The following is a 14,429-nucleotide window of genomic DNA, read 5'->3' as shown; positions in this document are numbered from 1 at the left end:
TCATAGCTGATCCGCTGCCTCAGAAGCCGTAAATGAGCGTCACCCGGCTCAGCGTGTCGGTGCCGACTGCGCTCGGAGGTGGGTTGCTGTCATATTCGACGGCATAGGAAAACCGCGCTGTCAGGCTGTCGCTGATCTTGGCATTGAGGCCCGTCACCAGGTCGAGGCTGGTGTTGTTCCCATCGATAATGACCGTCGCTGATCCGCCCGTCTCTGCCAGGGCGTTCGTGTCATGGGTGAGCGTCAGCCGGTCGGTGATGCTCCAGTCGAAATCGACACCGATCAGGCCAGCCAATCGGCTTTCGCTTTCGCCGGTCACAAATTCGGTGACGCGGTAGGCCGGACCGGCTTTCGCAGAGAGCGTGAGGTCGGGCCGATCGATGATCTGGTAACCAAGGCCGCTTGACACCGAATAGCGCGCAGAAAAGCCCTGAAACCTGTCCCGCTCGTACTGGGCAAGGGCGTAGGCAAAGAGCCGGTCCGAAATGTTGTAATTTGGCTCGTAGGTCGCTGAATATTGCTCGCGCGACGTCACCCCGTTGTTGCGCTGGTAATCGGCGCGTCCGCGCAATTTGTGCGTCCAGTCGATGCCTTCGCGTTTCAGCGAGATACTGGCGGTGATCCCTGTGTTCGATGAGTTGCCAGTGGCGCGGAATGCGCCAAGTTCACCCTTGCCGGACCAGTTTTCGAAGACGCCGGCATTGCGGATTGCCTGCTTTTCCGCAGCAGCCTCAGTTTCAGCTTGGGCAGCCAGCTGGACTTCGTAATCGCCGAGAATTGCGTCGAGCTCGTCAGATTCATCAGGATTGGTCTCACGCGCCAGCTCGATGACGGTCCGGATCTTGGCCTCGTCGCCCGAGGCCAGGGCGGCGTCGATCATGGCGCGGACCGGACCCGGAATGTCGGCGAACGCCGCTGTCGGCGTCAGCAGGGCCAACGCGCCTCCGGCGGCCCGGATCAGAAACTTCGAGCCCAGCATATCAACTTCTCTTCACGCGCACAGCGCCCATGAAATCCATTTTGCCAATCGGCACGCCCAGCATCCGGGCGATCGAGTATGCGGCGCTTGCATGGAAGTAGAAGTTGGGTTGGCTGAAACTGAGCAGGAAATCCTCGACAGTGAAATCCATGCCCCGCTGCTTGAATTCAAACCGCATGTCGCGACCGATCCATCCCTCCATCTCGTCTTCGCCAAGGGCGTTCATGACCTCGCGCGCATCCGCAATCTTTGCGCGCAAATCATCGAATGTGGCTGGCGGCGGGTTGAGGTCTGGGCTGTAGACGCCTTTGCGCACGGCCTCGATCGAACCGGCAGTGTGCTCGGCGACGCTTTTGATCTGATACGAGAACGGCAACATGTCATCGATCAGCCGCGCGCCGATGATCGCGGAGTGATCGCACTCGCGTTCCGCGCACCATTTCTCTGCTGTGTTCATCAGATGGTCGGCGGTGCCAAGCATTTGTAGGGCGCTCGGGACATAAGCGGTGTGAAGCGAAAGCGGCATTGTGCTCTCCGATCGGATGCTGATGGACTGGATGGTAAAATCAAAAGGCCCGCCGAAAGCAATCGGCGGGCCTCGGATATTCAAATAATGGCCTTAGCGCACTCGCGGGCCGCCGAAAGGCAGGGGCGGAGGCGGACGGCGCGCGCCGCGCGGCAATTGTGCCTGATAGGCCCGTACCGCAATGCTCGACACAATACGGGAAGCCCGGGTTCACGGCCACGCCGCAGAAATGAAAATCCGGTTCGCCGGGATGCCCCATTGGCCAGCGGCAAACCTTGTCGGAAAGATCGAGCAGGCTGGTCTTGTCGGCAATCTCGGGGCTCGGCTTGGCCGGGACAAGGCGGCGCGGCGGAGCAGGCGGGATCGGAGGCTGCTGATCGCCCGGACCCTGCCGCAAAAACCCGCCGGGGCCGACCGAAACGATCTTCGGCAGGTCGGGCGTAGGATTGGGAACAGGCTGTGAGGGCGAACCATCATTCTTGGCCGGCGCGTCGGCTTTTTCAGCTGCGGAGGCTGCCGACGCTGCTGCTGGCTTTGCCGCAGGCTTCGCCGATGCAGCTTTTGCGGTGCTGGCCGCAGCCTTCTTCGTGGTCGCCGCCGTCTTCGTCGCCGTCTTCTTGGCTGCCTTCTTCTTCTCATTGGCTTTCACCGGAGAAGGACGCGACTTGAGGCCAAGGCGGTGCGCCTTGCCAATCACGGCATTGCGGCTCACGCCGCCCAGTTCTTCTGCGATCTGGCTGGCGGTTGATCCGCCTTCCCACATCTTCTTGAGCGTTCCGATACGCTCGTCAGTCCAGCTCATAGATGTCTATCCGTTCTCAATTCTGTTCAAGCGCCCGGCTTGTCAGTTTCTGACCAAGGCCCTAGGCGGCGAAGCCATGCAAAAGCAAGCTTCACGAGATTCCGCCGCAGGCCCGATGTCGGACGCCGCCCCCGATGAAGTTGCGACCGGGGGGAGCACCCGGTTTCCGCCGCGCGGCCAGCCGGTGATCACCGGGATAAACCGCACAGGTCTGTTCGCCCTCTATATGAAGGAGGTGCGCCGGTTTCTCAAGGTGCAGACGCAAACGATATGGGCTCCTGCTGTCACGACATTGCTGTTTCTCGTCATTTTCACCGTCGCCCTGGGGCGCGGCGGGCGTGAAGTGCTGGGCGCGCCATTCGCAAGCTTCGTGGCGCCGGGCCTGATTGTGATGGGCATGATGCAAAATGCCTTTGCCAATTCCTCTTTTTCGCTCCTCTCCGGCAAGATCCAGGGCACGATCATCGACCTGCTGATGCCGCCGCTTTCGCCGGGAGAGTTGATGAGCGGGATCGTGCTGGCTGCGGTCACAAGGGCAATCGCCGTCGGCTGCGCGGTTGCGCTGGCCATGGCGCTTTGGCCTGGCGTGAGCCTAACGGTCGAACACGCATGGGCGATCGTCTGGTTTGGGCTAATGGGCTCGGTCATGCTGGCCCTGCTGGGCCTTGCCACATCGATCTGGGCTGAAAAGTTCGATCACAACGCGGCGATTACCAATTTCATCATTGCGCCGCTGTCGCTGCTGTCGGGCACGTTCTACATCATCGACAACCTCGCGCCGGCCTTCCAGGCGGTGAGCAGGGCCAATCCGTTTTTTTACGTGATTTCCGGCTTTCGTTACGGCTTCCTCGGAGAAAGCGATATCGGGGGATCGGGTGACGTCATGGCTGCCGCAATCGGCATAGGCATCTTCAATGCCCTGATCGCAGTCGCTGTTTATTTCGTGCTGCGGTCGGGCTGGAAGCTCAAGAGCTGAACGGCAGCCCTTGCGGCCAATCAGTGAGTCAGCGAGCGGCGCATCCGATAGCGGCTCGTCCTTGAACTGTTCGAACAGCTCGGAGACGGTCGGGTGGTCCACCGGACCATGCTCGGCATCTGCAAGCAAATTGCCCTGACTGACATAGGCGACGTAATTCTCTTCCTCATTCTCGGCGAGGAGATGGTAGAACGGCTGGTCGCGAGGCGGACGAATGTCTTCGGGAATCGACTGGTACCATTCCTCGCTGTTAGCGAAGACAGGATCGATATCGAAAACGACCCCGCGAAAATCGAACATGCGATGGCGCACGACGTCGCCGATACCAAACCGCGTACGGGTCTGGCGCGGCGCGTTGATTGTGCGCCCTGCCTGGGTCGAAAAGAACTCTGAGCGTTCCATAGTCCAAGGAATATGGACCTTCGCAACTGCAAAACAAGCGCCAGGTAGCGGCGGACTTGGAGATATGCCCCATTTTTGTGGGCCAATAGGCCTTGGCAAGGAGCCAAGGCTGCGCTAACGGGCGCGCTCCCTTTGACCAGCTTCAGTACCTTCCAGGTGTTATTGAAGCTCCCTCGGGGACGCGGAGAGATGCCGGAGTGGTCGAACGGGGTAGTCTCGAAAACTACTGTGCCCTTACGGGTACCCAGGGTTCGAATCCCTGTCTCTCCGCCACCTTCCGGTCAATCAGACGGTCCATTTGCCTACTGTTCGAAAGCCTCGCGGCGCCCTGACTAGGGCTGCAGGATAATTCGGTCGTCCATTGGGTCGTATCGAAGGTTGATCCCGTCTTCGCGTAGCCTCTGGAATGATATCAGCTCATTGGATGCGATCTTTGCTGACGCTCCAAGCGATATTGCCGAGCTCTTGAGTAATTCATTCAGTTGCGCGCCGCGCAGGAAAAGCCGTGCGTTCTGATCGACTGTCACAGTCAGCGAGCCCAGCGGGGCACCTTGTGCGAACAGCGTCTTTTGCACTTCGATCCGGTTTCCTCCGGCGAGCCTCGCATCAGGCGTAACCGAAGTCCGCTCACCAAGGTCGAAATCGACCTCCCCTAGAGAGGCGAACGTGTCATCGGTTGTATCCGAGAGAGTGCCGGGTGCCGCCCGAACGTCTAGCTCGGCTACCCTCATCGCCGCGTCCGTGCCGCCTACATCGCTCTCCGGTGGAAGATTAGCGAAAGCCTGATCCGCCGGTAAGGTTGCAGCGATGCTGGCATCTTCGCCGGCTGTCTGACCAGCCGGACCGATTACGTTATCTGCACCAAGATCTGAGATGACAATTGAGTGCTCCGACCGGTCAAGCCAGTAGGGAAGCGAGGTCCCGGCGGCGAGAAGCAAGATGATGACGACGAGGTACAGGCCCAGCAGCCATTCACTCGAAAAAATTGTCGAAGAACTCTCGGCGTCTTGCACCCGATACCCCCCACTGTCCTCGCGCCAATCCTACGTGGCTCACGGTGCTGAAACAACACATTTGCCAATCGCAGCGGCCAAATTGACCCGCAATTGCGGGCTTGCGACTCGAGAGTTTATTGAAAATCAGGATGTTGCGGGCGCGCCGTGAGAGCGAGTGAGAGTGTTGCGATTCTGCAGACACTTGCCTGTGAAGAATTCTGACCCGACGCACTTCGAACGGGAAAAAATCCGTAACTTCAATGCTTTAAATATAGTTATTTGATAAGGTATACGAGGTTGGAACCATTTTCGGAAGCTGGTCATATGCAAGCAATGTTGCGGTCGAGCGCGCTCATTTCGCCCCCAAGCGAGGGCTGCGCCCGCCAGCCCGCCGCGCAGGGCGCGTTTCGAGGTATGCAACTTCGGCATTGAGCCAAAACTGCACGCTCACTTGTAAAATCTGGTTGGCGAAAAGGGTAAACCGGTTTTAACCAGACGTTGATCGCGTCATTGCGCCTGGCTCGTGTCGAAAGCCTGACACCCCCTTTAGGGACAATTGCCGAGGCTTGCGCCGCTGCGCCAAAATGTACAGGTTTGCCTCATGCATTTGTTCGAAGTCCTCATCTGGATACACGTGGCAGCCGGGACCATTGGTCTGATCGCCTTCTGGGTGCCGATTGCCACGAAAAAAGGGGCTGCGATCCATCGCAAGTGGGGCCGGATTGCGCGCTATGGTTTTGTCGGCGCAGGTGCGCTTGCGATCGCCATGGCGCTGCTGTCGCTATACGGTCCCGAAGAGCGGATACCTTCAGTCACCGATCGGGACCTGTTTGCAGGCCTGTTCGGATGGATGATGCTGTATCTTGGCACGCTGACCATCGGTTTCGTCGATTATGGCCTGGCAGTCATCCGGCATTCGCGTGACAGGATGTTGCTGCGCTCTCCGAGGTATCAGGCGGTCATATTGGCGGTGGTCATCTCCGGCCTGTGGTGTGGGTATTATGGCCTGCGTGTAGGGCATCCGTTGATGGTGCTCGTGGCTGTGGTCGGGATCGTCGCGATGACGCTTCAGCAGGTCTTCATCTGGCGAGCAGAGGTTCATCCCAAGAGCTATATTGGTGAGCATTTCCGCGCCCTGCTCGGCATGGGCATTTCGGCCTACACCGCTTTCCTCTCGGTCGGTCTGATCCGCTGGATTCCTGAGCAGGTCTTCAATCCCCTGATCTGGGCTGGACCGAGCCTTGTCGGGGTGAGCCTCATCATTTATTTCACAATCCAGACCAAGCCCAAGGTGCAGGGAAAGACTGTCTCCAGCGCCTAGGCCGGAACGGTGGTTCGCTTTCCGCTGAACACCGCCTGCCATGCCTGGATCTCGGCGAAGGTCGTCTCGTCGGTGAGGCGCGCCAGATCAGCCAGCCGCGAATAGGTGAGGCTCTCGTCTGGCAGCGCGATATAGCGCGCAACCCGATCTGCAATTCCGTCGAGCTTTTGCGCCGTCATGCGGGAGACATCAGCGAAACGGTCGAAATCACCGAAATAAGCGATCGCTGCGAGCGCGCCGGAAATTGTCGGGAGCGCCACGGCGATAACCGTGAACCATTTCGCGACCCCGGTTACCGCAGCCGGTTCGATCAAGCCCAAGCGTGAAGCGCCGAATGCGGCAAGGTAAAGGGCGACGACTATCACGGCGAGAACGAACAGACGCTCGGCCAGGCGCTCTATCGCGCTATGGGCTGCATGGAGCCTTGCCGACTTCGCAATGTGATAATCGCGCTGCGAGACGATGAAATGTTCTTGCAGGACAGACGCGACTTTTCGCAAATAGGCCTTGTCGATCCGGGCCGGGGGCAGGCCCATCTGCCTGACTATGCGCTTGGCATACCATTCTGGCCAGGCGCTGCGTAGCCCGGCAGGCCAGGAGCCTGCAGGCCGGGCAATTCCTAGCGCGAGCAGCGCCGGCGCGTGGCGCAGATATTCGGCGGCTCGCCGCGTTTCGAGCCAGCGCCCATGCAACCTTGCCTTTTGGCCGGTCACGGTGTTGACCAGGATTGCTAGCAACAGCGCCAGCTCTATCCCAGCAAATATCCACTTCTGGGACGTTTCGACCAGCGGCAGGTAAAGCACGCCTGCGATGATCGCCATCGCGCCAAGAGTGAAGTTCGTGACCATGCCGGAGCGGTAAAGATTGGAGAGGCGCGCGCCGATCTCGTTAGCCCAGGCGAGCCGGGGCAGCAGCTCGTGTTTGACGCCGTCCATCAGAGCCGTGTTCTCGCCAGACAGTTTGGAGAGGCTGTCCACAAGCGGCTTTGCGCTTCCATCGGCGATGCGTTCGGGCCGCTCGAAATGCTGGCGAACCGAGCCGAGCTTTCGTCGCCAGCTGTCCTCGCCGAACAAGGCTTCGATGCGGCGATAGCCATGACTGGTGATCGAACTCCGGTCGCGCCACACGCTCTGATCGAGCGCAGAAAGTCCGGTGTGCGCACCATCCTCGTCCGGTGCGGGAAGGCCGATGCTTTCGGCGACGAGATGATCGAGAGCGGCGCTGCGGTTCTCCGCGTCCCTGTCGAGCGTGGGACAGGTCCCCAAGTCTGCCAACTGCTCCGGAGAGTGCAGGATGCACCAGTCCATCTAGCCGTGCCGGGTCGATCCAGACCACGGGCACTCCTGCTTCAAGCGCCTGCAGCGTGGTGTGACCTGTTCCTCCGGGATTGTCAGTGCTTGCGCCGTCCCAGACGGCAATCAGGATGTCGGACTGTTCTATCAGGATGCGTCCGGCAAGACTGGCGCGGCGTGATCCGAGATGAGCAAAGGTGCTGATGGCGGCGGGATGGTCGGGAACGCCGCAAGCCGCCAGATACGCCCGCTCGACAACGTCATCCTCGTCCGCCAGTTCGAAAACCTGCGCTGCCTCGGCGAGCTCCTCGATCGCCTGGGCTCGAGCATACACATCGCCGTTTTCGAGCGATTGCCCCGAAAGGATCGCCCGCGCGTCGGCTTCGCTCTGGGGCTCGGCATTGATTGCGGTGTTAAGGCGAACACCGAATGGCAGAGGCGCGACCACAGGCCATTCACGCTCAAGCGCGGCACGCGCGGCCATGTGATCGGCACCATCGGCGAGCAAGGTGATCAACCTGAATTGTCGCTCTTTCCCTTCTGCACCGTGGATTTCCGCCCGCAGGGCTGCGTCTCGCAGTGCGTCGAGCAGGTTGCGCATGGCTGCTTCCAGCGAAGCAGCGTCGTCCGGAAATGCCGGGTGCGAGCTTCGATGACCGGTTACCCCGATAGCCAGCAATGGCGAAGGCAGTGCCGGCGCACTGACCGGGCCAGAATGTGATTTGGCCTGCGAAGCGATCGGGTGTTCCCCTTCTCGGCGGCCTCGATTGGTTGCCTCGCCCAATTGAGTAGCCAAGCGCGATTTATTCGACAAGCACTGGCTGCTCTCGCTCAGACCGCACCAGCTGCCGTTCTGGCCGCAATTTGCTAACGTCGCAATTTGCGTCCTGCCCACATCAGGGGCCGCATCGGAACGTAAAGCCAGTCGAGCCTTCGCGGTAGAGGCGCAGCGAGGACATCCGGCAGCGCATGCAAGTGTGAGCGAAGCTCGGATGCGGCAAGACTCCGATCTTCATAAAGAATACTGCGTATCCGGGCCTGGCGCGCAATGCGTTTGAGCGTTTCGAGCGACGATGCGGGTCTGTAGGGCTCGACCATGCGTTCAATCGGATAGGCGAACAATTGGGGGCGCGCCAGAGCGTCCAGCCTCTTGCGCAGTGACAGAGGCATCGATCGACCCCACAATCGCTCTCGCAATCCCAAGGCCTGAAGCACGCAAACCCCCGCACCGATGCTGTCGGCGTGATCGTGGAGCGCGGCAATCTCATCCGGCGACTTCGAATTGAGGATCGCGTTGACGTCGCAGAGCCACTTCAAGCGGCTCCAGTCGGAAAGGGCCCCGTGGGCGCAGAGATACGCGAACTCGTCGCCTTCACCTAAGGTTGCGATGTCGCCGATATTCTCGACCGCGACAGAGCGCGCGTTCTGGAACGGCTTGATTCCTTTCAGCAAATCACGGCTGCCAACCAATTTCCAATGCAGATCGACCACGATATTCTCGCGGCTCTTCAGGGTTATTTCCTTGAAGTGGCGCTGGACGGCCTCGAACTGGCGGCGGGTCAGGATGGTGCCGCTGCCATATTCTTTGAACCCTGCATCGGCGAGCCGTTCGATGGCACTCCACGCGTCCTGCGGGGAGACCAGCAAATCGATATCCGTGCTGCGTTTCATGGTGAGCGAGCTGTAAAGCGTGATGGCCAGCGGTAAGCCCTTGAGCACTAGGTTGGAAATCCCGCCATCGTTCAGGACGCCGTGAATGCGGCCTGTAGCTCTTGCCTGGGCGAGGTTGTATAGAGCCCGCCTCTTCGCTTCCGCCGACCAGCGCGATTTCAGGTGTTCGGGCAGGGCGGGAAAATCCCTCAACCGATCATGGACAAAGCCCTGAAGATTGTGACGCCGCGAAGCCAGATCGAACGCGTCCCAATTGTCGATCCGGCTGGCAAGCGCCTCGACCCGCGAAGCAGTATCCGCATCGCAGGGATGGTCGCAGCACGCCGCGAGAACTTGTAACTCTAGCGGTATTTCCGCTTCTTTCGGGGCGAGGGACCATTGCATCTTCAAAAAGCGGGACTAGGCGCGCAATCCTCTTGCCGCAATGCAAACAAGCCGTATTAGAGCGGACATATTGCGCCAAAAGCCATTTTCCCAAGGCCCAGCCTTCAAGAGCCAGTGATCAGTTCGGATTTTCCTTTGTCTAGACCCGCAGTGCCGTTTCCGTTCTCAATTTCCACCGACATTGATCTTGGCGCGCGGGTGGCTGCACCGATGGTCGAGCACGGCGCTGATGTGGTTATCCGTGAGGGCGATGTCCCTTCATCGGTCGATGATGCGAGCGAGCAAGGAACCGCTTATCAGCTGAAGCAAGGCGAATTTCTCATCAGGGTCCCGGACGGAAGCCGGCTCCATGTGAAAGACGGCCAGACGATCACTTACCGCCGCGGACCTCAAACGGGCGCGCGAGATATCATCCTGTTCATACTCGGGTCGGCATGGGGTGCCTTGTGCTATCAGCGAGGGCTGATCCCGATCCATGCGAGCGCCAACATCGTCGATGGATCGATCGTTGGCTACACCGGTCATTCGGGCGCTGGTAAATCGACATTGGCGGCCAACCTGGCCAAACGGGGTTATCCCTTCTTCACCGATGACACGCTGATTTACGACCCTGCCGACAGCTCGGGCGGGGCGTTTTGTCACGCCGGACAAAAGCAGTTGAAGCTTTGGGGTGATGCCGTGCAGGCGACCGGCGCGGAGGTACTGCACCCGGTGCGCGAGCGCGTGAAACTGGACAAGCATTTTGCCAAGCCGCCTGTGCGCAGTTCCTTGACCGCCGCACCGCTCAAGAAGCTGATCGTGCTCAGAAGAGGCCGCAGCGATGCCACACAGGACAACGTCCTGGAGCGGTTGGCCGGAGCAGAGGCGCTTCAGGTGATACGCCGCAACCTCTTTCGCCCGCACTATGCCGAGCCGCTGATGGGCCGCAAGAGCCTGTTCACCGCGCTCAAGGGATTGTTCGAAGCTGTCGAGGTCTATGAATTCACGCGGGTATTCGCTGACGACAACTACGAACCGGCACTTGATTTCATCGCTTCTGCCCTGGGCTCAGAACATCAGCCGACTGAGTGATGGTGGCGGGGAATATTGTCTGGCTTGCCAGCTATCCGAAGTCTGGCAACACCTGGGTAAGGTTGCTGCTGGGCAATTTGCTCAACCTGGCGGATGATGACGATGCCGCATCACAGGATTTCAATGCACTGCCAGGTATCGCGAGTGCGCGCTGGCCCTTCGACCACCTGCTGGGCGCGAACACCTACGAATTGAGCAAGGACGAGATCGACCGGTCGCGGCCCGATGTCTATCGCGGCATTTCGGCCCAGGCCGGGGATGTCGTCTTCATGAAGGCCCATGACAGCTTTCAGGTTAATTCGGACGGCGAGCCGATATTCCCGGGCGATTGCTCTCGCGGGGCAGTTTACATCGTGCGGAACCCGCTCGACGTTGCGGTTTCCTATTCGCATCATCGCGGCGATTCCTCTTTCGAGAAGACCGTGAGGTCGATGAGCGATCCGAACATGGAGATCGGCGGCAATAACCGCGAACAGCTGCATCAATTGCTCGGTGACTGGTCGCAGCATTATCGCAGCTGGACGAGCCAGTCCGAAGTGCCGGTTCTGGTCGTGAGATATGAGGACCTGCAAGCCGATACCGCAGGAAAGCTGCAGCAGATCGCAGAATTCGCGGGTCTGGATGATTCCAAATTTGCAATGTCATACGAGCAGGCAGCAGAAGCCTCCCGGTTTGAAAGGTTGCAGAAGATCGAAGCGGAGAAGGGCTTCAACGAGCGACCGCTGAAATCGGAACGGTTTTTTCGGTCTGGCAGGTCGGGCGAGGGCAAAGAGAAACTTTCGCCGCAGCTCCAACAGGAATTGACCTCGCGTCACACCGCGGTGATGCAGGAACTTGGGTATCTATAAGGGATTTTCAGATGAGCAAACCAACACCCGTCACGCTCGATCACACGGTATCGAAGTCGGACAATTTCGTCGAAAGCCAGGTCGATGGCGAGACGATCCTTATGCACCTCGATGAAGGTAACTTTTCCTCGCTCAAATCGACTGGATTGCGGATTTGGGCGATGCTCGAAACGCCTCAAAAGGTTTCGGGCATTTGCAGTTCGCTGCAGGAGGAATTCGAAGTCGATGCCTCGACATGCGAGCATCAGACGATCGCATTTCTACAAGGGCTGAGCGACCAAGGGCTGATCGAAGTCAGGGATTGATCGCGAACGGCTTGCATAGAAAACGGGCCTCTCCGCAAAGAGAGGCCCGTAAAATCACATCAGCGGGCGATGCCCTGACTGAAAAGCGCGAATCAATCGCATCCGCGCACGAAAATTAGCTATCAGACTGAGTGCCGCCTGGAAGAAGACCGTCGGTACCCGCTGCGAACAGCGATTTTACATCGACCAGGTCCATGTCGAGGCCCACCACTTCAGGAGCTTCCCACTGAGCCTTAGGTGCGTTGGTGGTATCGATCTGTTTCGTCATTTTTTCTGCCCTGTAGATGATGTAAGAATTAGCTTGCCCAAGAATTACGGAGTTTCGCCGCAAACTGCAAGCGCTAATGCCGAACTCTGAATGCCGGGGCAAGTACAAATACGCGTATGTCGGGCTTCCGTAACATTCAGTTAAACTGAGAAATTCTGGATTTCGCGGATCCCAGCGAAAGCTTCGGAAAAGCTCCGCTTGCCGATGCCATCGGCGCTCCAGTTTTCTGGGTTTGCATTAATTGCACGGAAAAACAGCACCTTATGGTCTGGATGCGAAATTTGCACCAACTACCAATTCACCGCATTTGAGAAACGACGAAACGCTCACAGCGCAGAGGCGTTGCCAAAAAGGCGCAGTGTATTCTGAAGTTTAGATCGTCTCCGCAGCACGTAAGCTGTTGCCTTTAACTGGGTAAAACAATCTTGGCCGCGCTCCGTGTCAGGTGTGACCTCATCGACCTATTGAGAAATCAGCCCCGGGTCTTTTCAACAGATCTGATCCGGCTTGACCGGGAATCCATGGAACGAGGCAAGAAGCCGTAGATAAAGCTCCGGCCACGCCCTAAAGGCTTGTCGCCATGAGCGGATTTGCAATCGAATTCTGGCGCGATGGACGCGGTGCGCCTCTCGAAAACGCCAGGCGCATGACGAGCGCCTTGCGTATCTTCGGGTCGGACCGGCAGGCGGCTGAAGCGGCTGGCCCGTTCGCGCTGAGCTGGGTGCAAAGCGCCGGCTTCACGCCTCAGGACAAGTTCGAGCGCCAGCCTGCCGCAGCGGCGGAGCGCTGGCATCTGCTGTTTCTCGGACGGCTCAATCACCGCTCCGAACTGGCCGAGAAAATCGGTCTCGATGCAGCGATGCTTGCTCGCACCCCCGATTGCGACCTTGCCCTTGCAGCGTGGATGAAATGGCGGGAGGAATGCCGGGACCACCTGTTTGGCGGCTACGGAATGATCGTGTGCGATACTCAGGAAAACCGCTTCACGGTCATGCGCGGTTTCGAACGGTCTCAGCATATCTACTATTACGCCGATGCTGACCGGATCATCGTATCGACCAGCACCAAGGCGATATTCAGCGATCCGGAAATTCCCAGACAGCTCGACGACGTCAAGATTGCGGACATGCTGGTCCTCAATCACGAGGACTTTAGCCGGTCCGTCTTCAAGGGCGTTTCTGTTGTCGGTCTCGGACAGACTTTGACGGTCACGGGGGCCGGCGCGCCGAGCCTTGCCACCCACGACTTATTCGAAAACGTCAATCCGATCCGTTTGGCCAATGATGACGACTATGTCGAACAGGCACGCGACCTGCTTGGCAAATCGCTTGAGAGCGCATTTCGGACTCCGTCCTTGCCCGCGATCAGCCTGAGCGCAGGACTCGATTCCACAAGCCTCGCGGTCGCGATGATTGAGCATATGCGGCGGGACGGGACAGCAGCGCCCGGCATACTCAAGGCCTATACGGCAGTGCCGGAAAAGTCGTGGGACCAGCGCACGCGCAAGGCCCGGCTCGGCGATGAAAGCGGCCCCGTGCGCGCCCTTGCTGACTTGTATCCCGAGATCGACGCGCACTTTGAAAGCGGCGAGCACCTCGCTTTCGATCAGGGGCTCGATATGGTTCAGTCCTACGCGGATATGCCTTTGCGAGGTGCTGGCTCGAGCGCGTGGAGCAGCGCGATCCAGCACCGTGCCCAGCAGGACCGTGTGTCGCTGATGGTTAGCGGTTCGGATGGCAATGCAAATCTTAGTTTCGCCGCATCGCACATTCTGTTCGCGCAGTGGCTCAGGTCTGGCAACTGGGTGAAATTTGCTCGCGAGATCCGTCAGTTTTCCGCGCTTCGTCCGAATACGAAGGTTTCGAGTGTCGCCTTTCAAGCTCTGCTCACGAACATGCCGGATGCGATGTACGATTCTGTATATGCGGTTTCGCGGTCACGACGCAGCGACGGGATTCACGGCATTTTCGGCGATCCGACCGGAATATGCGCGCGACATGAAGGTGGGCGAGCGGCTCGAGGCGCTGGACTGGGATGACCGCTACCGCCGCCGTCCGGATCGGCGTCAGATGATGCGCATCATGATGCGGCGCGGCGCGCGCCACGATGCCGGCGGGCTGATCGAGGCGAACAGGATGATGCACGGGGTGGAACTGGTCACGCCCTTCGTTGACCGCAAGCTCATGCAATTCTGCTACGCCATCCCGGACGACCAGTTTTACAAGAACGGCGTCGATCGCCGTCTCATCAAGCGCATGATGCGCGGCAAGCTCCCGCCCGAAGTGCTGGGGGCAAAGCGGGGTGAGCAGGTTTCCGACTGGCATACGCGCCGCAAGCGTGATGAAGACCGGATGCTTGCCGAAATCGACCGGCTCGGTGATATCCCGGAAATCGCCCAAAGGCTCGATATCGACCGGATCAAGCAGGTGATCGAGCGTTCGCCCGATGCCACGCCGGTATCGGTCTCGGAATATCCCGATTACGATCTCGCACGCTACGGTGTAAGCCGCGCCTTGGCCGTCGCACGGTTCATAAACCAGGTCGAAGGGCGCAACTGATCCGGTGCGAAGGGCGATGAGTTTGGAGTTG

15 protein-coding genes, 1 tRNA gene and 1 pseudogene are annotated in these 14,429 nt (G+C 59.2%); 9 read left to right on the top strand and 8 right to left on the bottom strand.

Features of this window, described 5'->3' with window-relative positions:
• Positions 1-19: 19 nt before the first annotated feature.
• Genes AC0L39_RS12220 through AC0L39_RS12210 form a run of 3 tightly spaced genes read right to left on the bottom strand, consistent with a single transcriptional unit; the run spans position 20 to position 2,307 of the window.
• A complete protein-coding gene (locus AC0L39_RS12220) occupies positions 20-979 on the bottom strand; it encodes a DUF481 domain-containing protein (protein WP_473258238.1) in 960 nt (319 codons plus the stop codon).
• 1 nt (position 980) lies between these two features.
• Positions 981-1,505 (bottom strand): DUF1993 domain-containing protein, encoded by a 525-nt coding sequence (locus AC0L39_RS12215; protein ID WP_473258236.1) that lies wholly within the window; start codon positions 1,503-1,505, stop codon positions 981-983.
• 40 nt (positions 1,506-1,545) lie between these two features.
• Positions 1,546-2,307, bottom strand: coding sequence for a GcrA family cell cycle regulator (locus AC0L39_RS12210; RefSeq protein ID WP_473258235.1), 762 nt, complete (start codon positions 2,305-2,307; stop codon positions 1,546-1,548).
• A gap of 115 nt (positions 2,308-2,422) precedes the next feature.
• On the opposite strand from AC0L39_RS12210, the gene AC0L39_RS12205 reads away from it, so the two are divergent.
• The gene (locus AC0L39_RS12205; RefSeq protein ID WP_473262373.1) at positions 2,423-3,283 is read left to right on the top strand and encodes an ABC transporter permease; all 861 of its coding nucleotides are present in this window, start codon (positions 2,423-2,425) and stop codon (positions 3,281-3,283) included.
• Positions 3,284-3,303: 20 nt separating this feature from the next.
• On the opposite strand, the pseudogene hspQ reads toward AC0L39_RS12205, so the two are convergent.
• Positions 3,304-3,685: pseudogene (gene hspQ, locus AC0L39_RS12200) on the bottom strand (heat shock protein HspQ).
• Positions 3,686-3,868: 183 nt separating this feature from the next.
• On the opposite strand from hspQ, the gene AC0L39_RS12195 reads away from it, so the two are divergent.
• A tRNA-Ser gene (locus AC0L39_RS12195) sits at positions 3,869-3,958 on the top strand.
• 59 nt (positions 3,959-4,017) lie between these two features.
• Here AC0L39_RS12195 and AC0L39_RS12190 read toward each other — a convergent pair.
• Complete coding sequence (locus tag AC0L39_RS12190; protein ID WP_473258233.1) at positions 4,018-4,698, bottom strand: hypothetical protein; 681 nt, start codon at positions 4,696-4,698, stop codon at positions 4,018-4,020.
• 583 nt (positions 4,699-5,281) lie between these two features.
• Between AC0L39_RS12190 and AC0L39_RS12185 the strand changes: the two genes are divergently transcribed.
• Positions 5,282-6,001 carry a hypothetical protein gene (locus AC0L39_RS12185; protein WP_473258232.1) on the top strand — a complete coding sequence of 240 codons (720 nt, stop codon included), beginning with the start codon at positions 5,282-5,284 and terminating at the stop codon, positions 5,999-6,001.
• Here the strand turns inward: AC0L39_RS12185 and AC0L39_RS12180 are convergent.
• The gene (locus tag AC0L39_RS12180) at positions 5,998-7,308 is read right to left on the bottom strand and encodes a hypothetical protein (RefSeq protein ID WP_473258229.1); all 1,311 of its coding nucleotides are present in this window, start codon (positions 7,306-7,308) and stop codon (positions 5,998-6,000) included. The two genes, AC0L39_RS12185 and AC0L39_RS12180, sit on opposite strands and share 4 nt — an antisense overlap.
• 172 nt (positions 7,309-7,480) lie before the next feature.
• On the opposite strand from AC0L39_RS12180, the gene AC0L39_RS12175 reads away from it, so the two are divergent.
• Entirely contained in the window at positions 7,481-8,014 is a 534-nt protein-coding gene (locus tag AC0L39_RS12175) for a hypothetical protein (RefSeq protein ID WP_473258227.1), read from the top strand.
• 146 nt (positions 8,015-8,160) lie between these two features.
• Here the strand turns inward: AC0L39_RS12175 and AC0L39_RS12170 are convergent, their stop codons facing one another.
• Positions 8,161-9,348, bottom strand: a complete 1,188-nt coding sequence (locus tag AC0L39_RS12170; protein ID WP_473258225.1) for a nucleotidyltransferase family protein — start codon at positions 9,346-9,348, stop codon at positions 8,161-8,163.
• A gap of 135 nt (positions 9,349-9,483) precedes the next feature.
• Between AC0L39_RS12170 and AC0L39_RS12165 the strand changes: the two genes are divergently transcribed.
• Genes AC0L39_RS12165 through AC0L39_RS12155 form a run of 3 tightly spaced genes read left to right on the top strand, consistent with a single transcriptional unit; the run spans position 9,484 to position 11,572 of the window.
• Positions 9,484-10,419 (top strand): phosphoenolpyruvate carboxykinase (ATP), encoded by a 936-nt coding sequence (locus AC0L39_RS12165; protein ID WP_473258223.1) that lies wholly within the window; start codon positions 9,484-9,486, stop codon positions 10,417-10,419.
• The gene (locus tag AC0L39_RS12160; protein WP_473258221.1) at positions 10,419-11,267 is read left to right on the top strand and encodes a sulfotransferase domain-containing protein; all 849 of its coding nucleotides are present in this window, start codon (positions 10,419-10,421) and stop codon (positions 11,265-11,267) included. Before AC0L39_RS12165 ends, AC0L39_RS12160 begins: the two co-directional genes overlap by 1 nt.
• A gap of 11 nt (positions 11,268-11,278) precedes the next feature.
• Entirely contained in the window at positions 11,279-11,572 is a 294-nt protein-coding gene (locus AC0L39_RS12155) for a PqqD family peptide modification chaperone (protein WP_473258220.1), read from the top strand.
• Between the two features lie 115 nt (positions 11,573-11,687).
• On the opposite strand, the gene AC0L39_RS12150 is transcribed toward AC0L39_RS12155, so the two are convergent.
• Positions 11,688-11,840 carry a hypothetical protein gene (locus tag AC0L39_RS12150; RefSeq protein WP_473258218.1) on the bottom strand — a complete coding sequence of 51 codons (153 nt, stop codon included), beginning with the start codon at positions 11,838-11,840 and terminating at the stop codon, positions 11,688-11,690.
• 580 nt (positions 11,841-12,420) lie between these two features.
• Here AC0L39_RS12150 and AC0L39_RS12145 point away from each other — a divergent pair.
• Both AC0L39_RS12145 and AC0L39_RS12140 read left to right on the top strand, forming a co-directional pair.
• The gene (locus tag AC0L39_RS12145) at positions 12,421-13,878 is read left to right on the top strand and encodes an asparagine synthetase B family protein (protein ID WP_473258217.1); all 1,458 of its coding nucleotides are present in this window, start codon (positions 12,421-12,423) and stop codon (positions 13,876-13,878) included.
• Complete coding sequence (locus AC0L39_RS12140) at positions 13,844-14,398, top strand: asparagine synthase-related protein (RefSeq protein WP_473258215.1); 555 nt, start codon at positions 13,844-13,846, stop codon at positions 14,396-14,398. Before AC0L39_RS12145 ends, AC0L39_RS12140 begins: the two co-directional genes overlap by 35 nt.
• The last annotated feature ends 31 nt before the right edge of the window (positions 14,399-14,429 follow it).

It is taken from the genome of Erythrobacter sp. K21-9, assembly GCF_055808355.1.
The sequence above is the reverse complement of the archived record's forward strand: the minus strand, read 5'-3'. Positions and strand labels throughout refer to the sequence as shown.

Excerpts from the sequence above, each read along its gene's own strand:
- AC0L39_RS12175 (WP_473258227.1), top strand. The coding sequence starts at position 7,481 with ATGAGCAAAGGTGCTGATGGCGGCGGGATGGTCGGGAACGCCGCAAGC.
- AC0L39_RS12215 (WP_473258236.1), bottom strand. The coding sequence starts at position 1,505 with ATGCCGCTTTCGCTTCACACCGCTTATGTCCCGAGCGCCCTACAAATG.
- AC0L39_RS12185 (WP_473258232.1), top strand. The coding sequence starts at position 5,282 with ATGCATTTGTTCGAAGTCCTCATCTGGATACACGTGGCAGCCGGGACC.
- AC0L39_RS12155 (WP_473258220.1), top strand. The coding sequence starts at position 11,279 with ATGAGCAAACCAACACCCGTCACGCTCGATCACACGGTATCGAAGTCG.
- AC0L39_RS12205 (WP_473262373.1), top strand. The coding sequence starts at position 2,423 with ATGTCGGACGCCGCCCCCGATGAAGTTGCGACCGGGGGGAGCACCCGG.
- AC0L39_RS12220 (WP_473258238.1), bottom strand. The coding sequence starts at position 979 with ATGCTGGGCTCGAAGTTTCTGATCCGGGCCGCCGGAGGCGCGTTGGCC.
- AC0L39_RS12160 (WP_473258221.1), top strand. The coding sequence starts at position 10,419 with ATGGTGGCGGGGAATATTGTCTGGCTTGCCAGCTATCCGAAGTCTGGC.
- AC0L39_RS12170 (WP_473258225.1), bottom strand. The coding sequence starts at position 9,348 with ATGCAATGGTCCCTCGCCCCGAAAGAAGCGGAAATACCGCTAGAGTTA.
- AC0L39_RS12145 (WP_473258217.1), top strand. The coding sequence starts at position 12,421 with ATGAGCGGATTTGCAATCGAATTCTGGCGCGATGGACGCGGTGCGCCT.
- AC0L39_RS12210 (WP_473258235.1), bottom strand. The coding sequence starts at position 2,307 with ATGAGCTGGACTGACGAGCGTATCGGAACGCTCAAGAAGATGTGGGAA.
- AC0L39_RS12180 (WP_473258229.1), bottom strand. The coding sequence starts at position 7,308 with ATGGACTGGTGCATCCTGCACTCTCCGGAGCAGTTGGCAGACTTGGGG.
- AC0L39_RS12150 (WP_473258218.1), bottom strand. The coding sequence starts at position 11,840 with ATGACGAAACAGATCGATACCACCAACGCACCTAAGGCTCAGTGGGAA.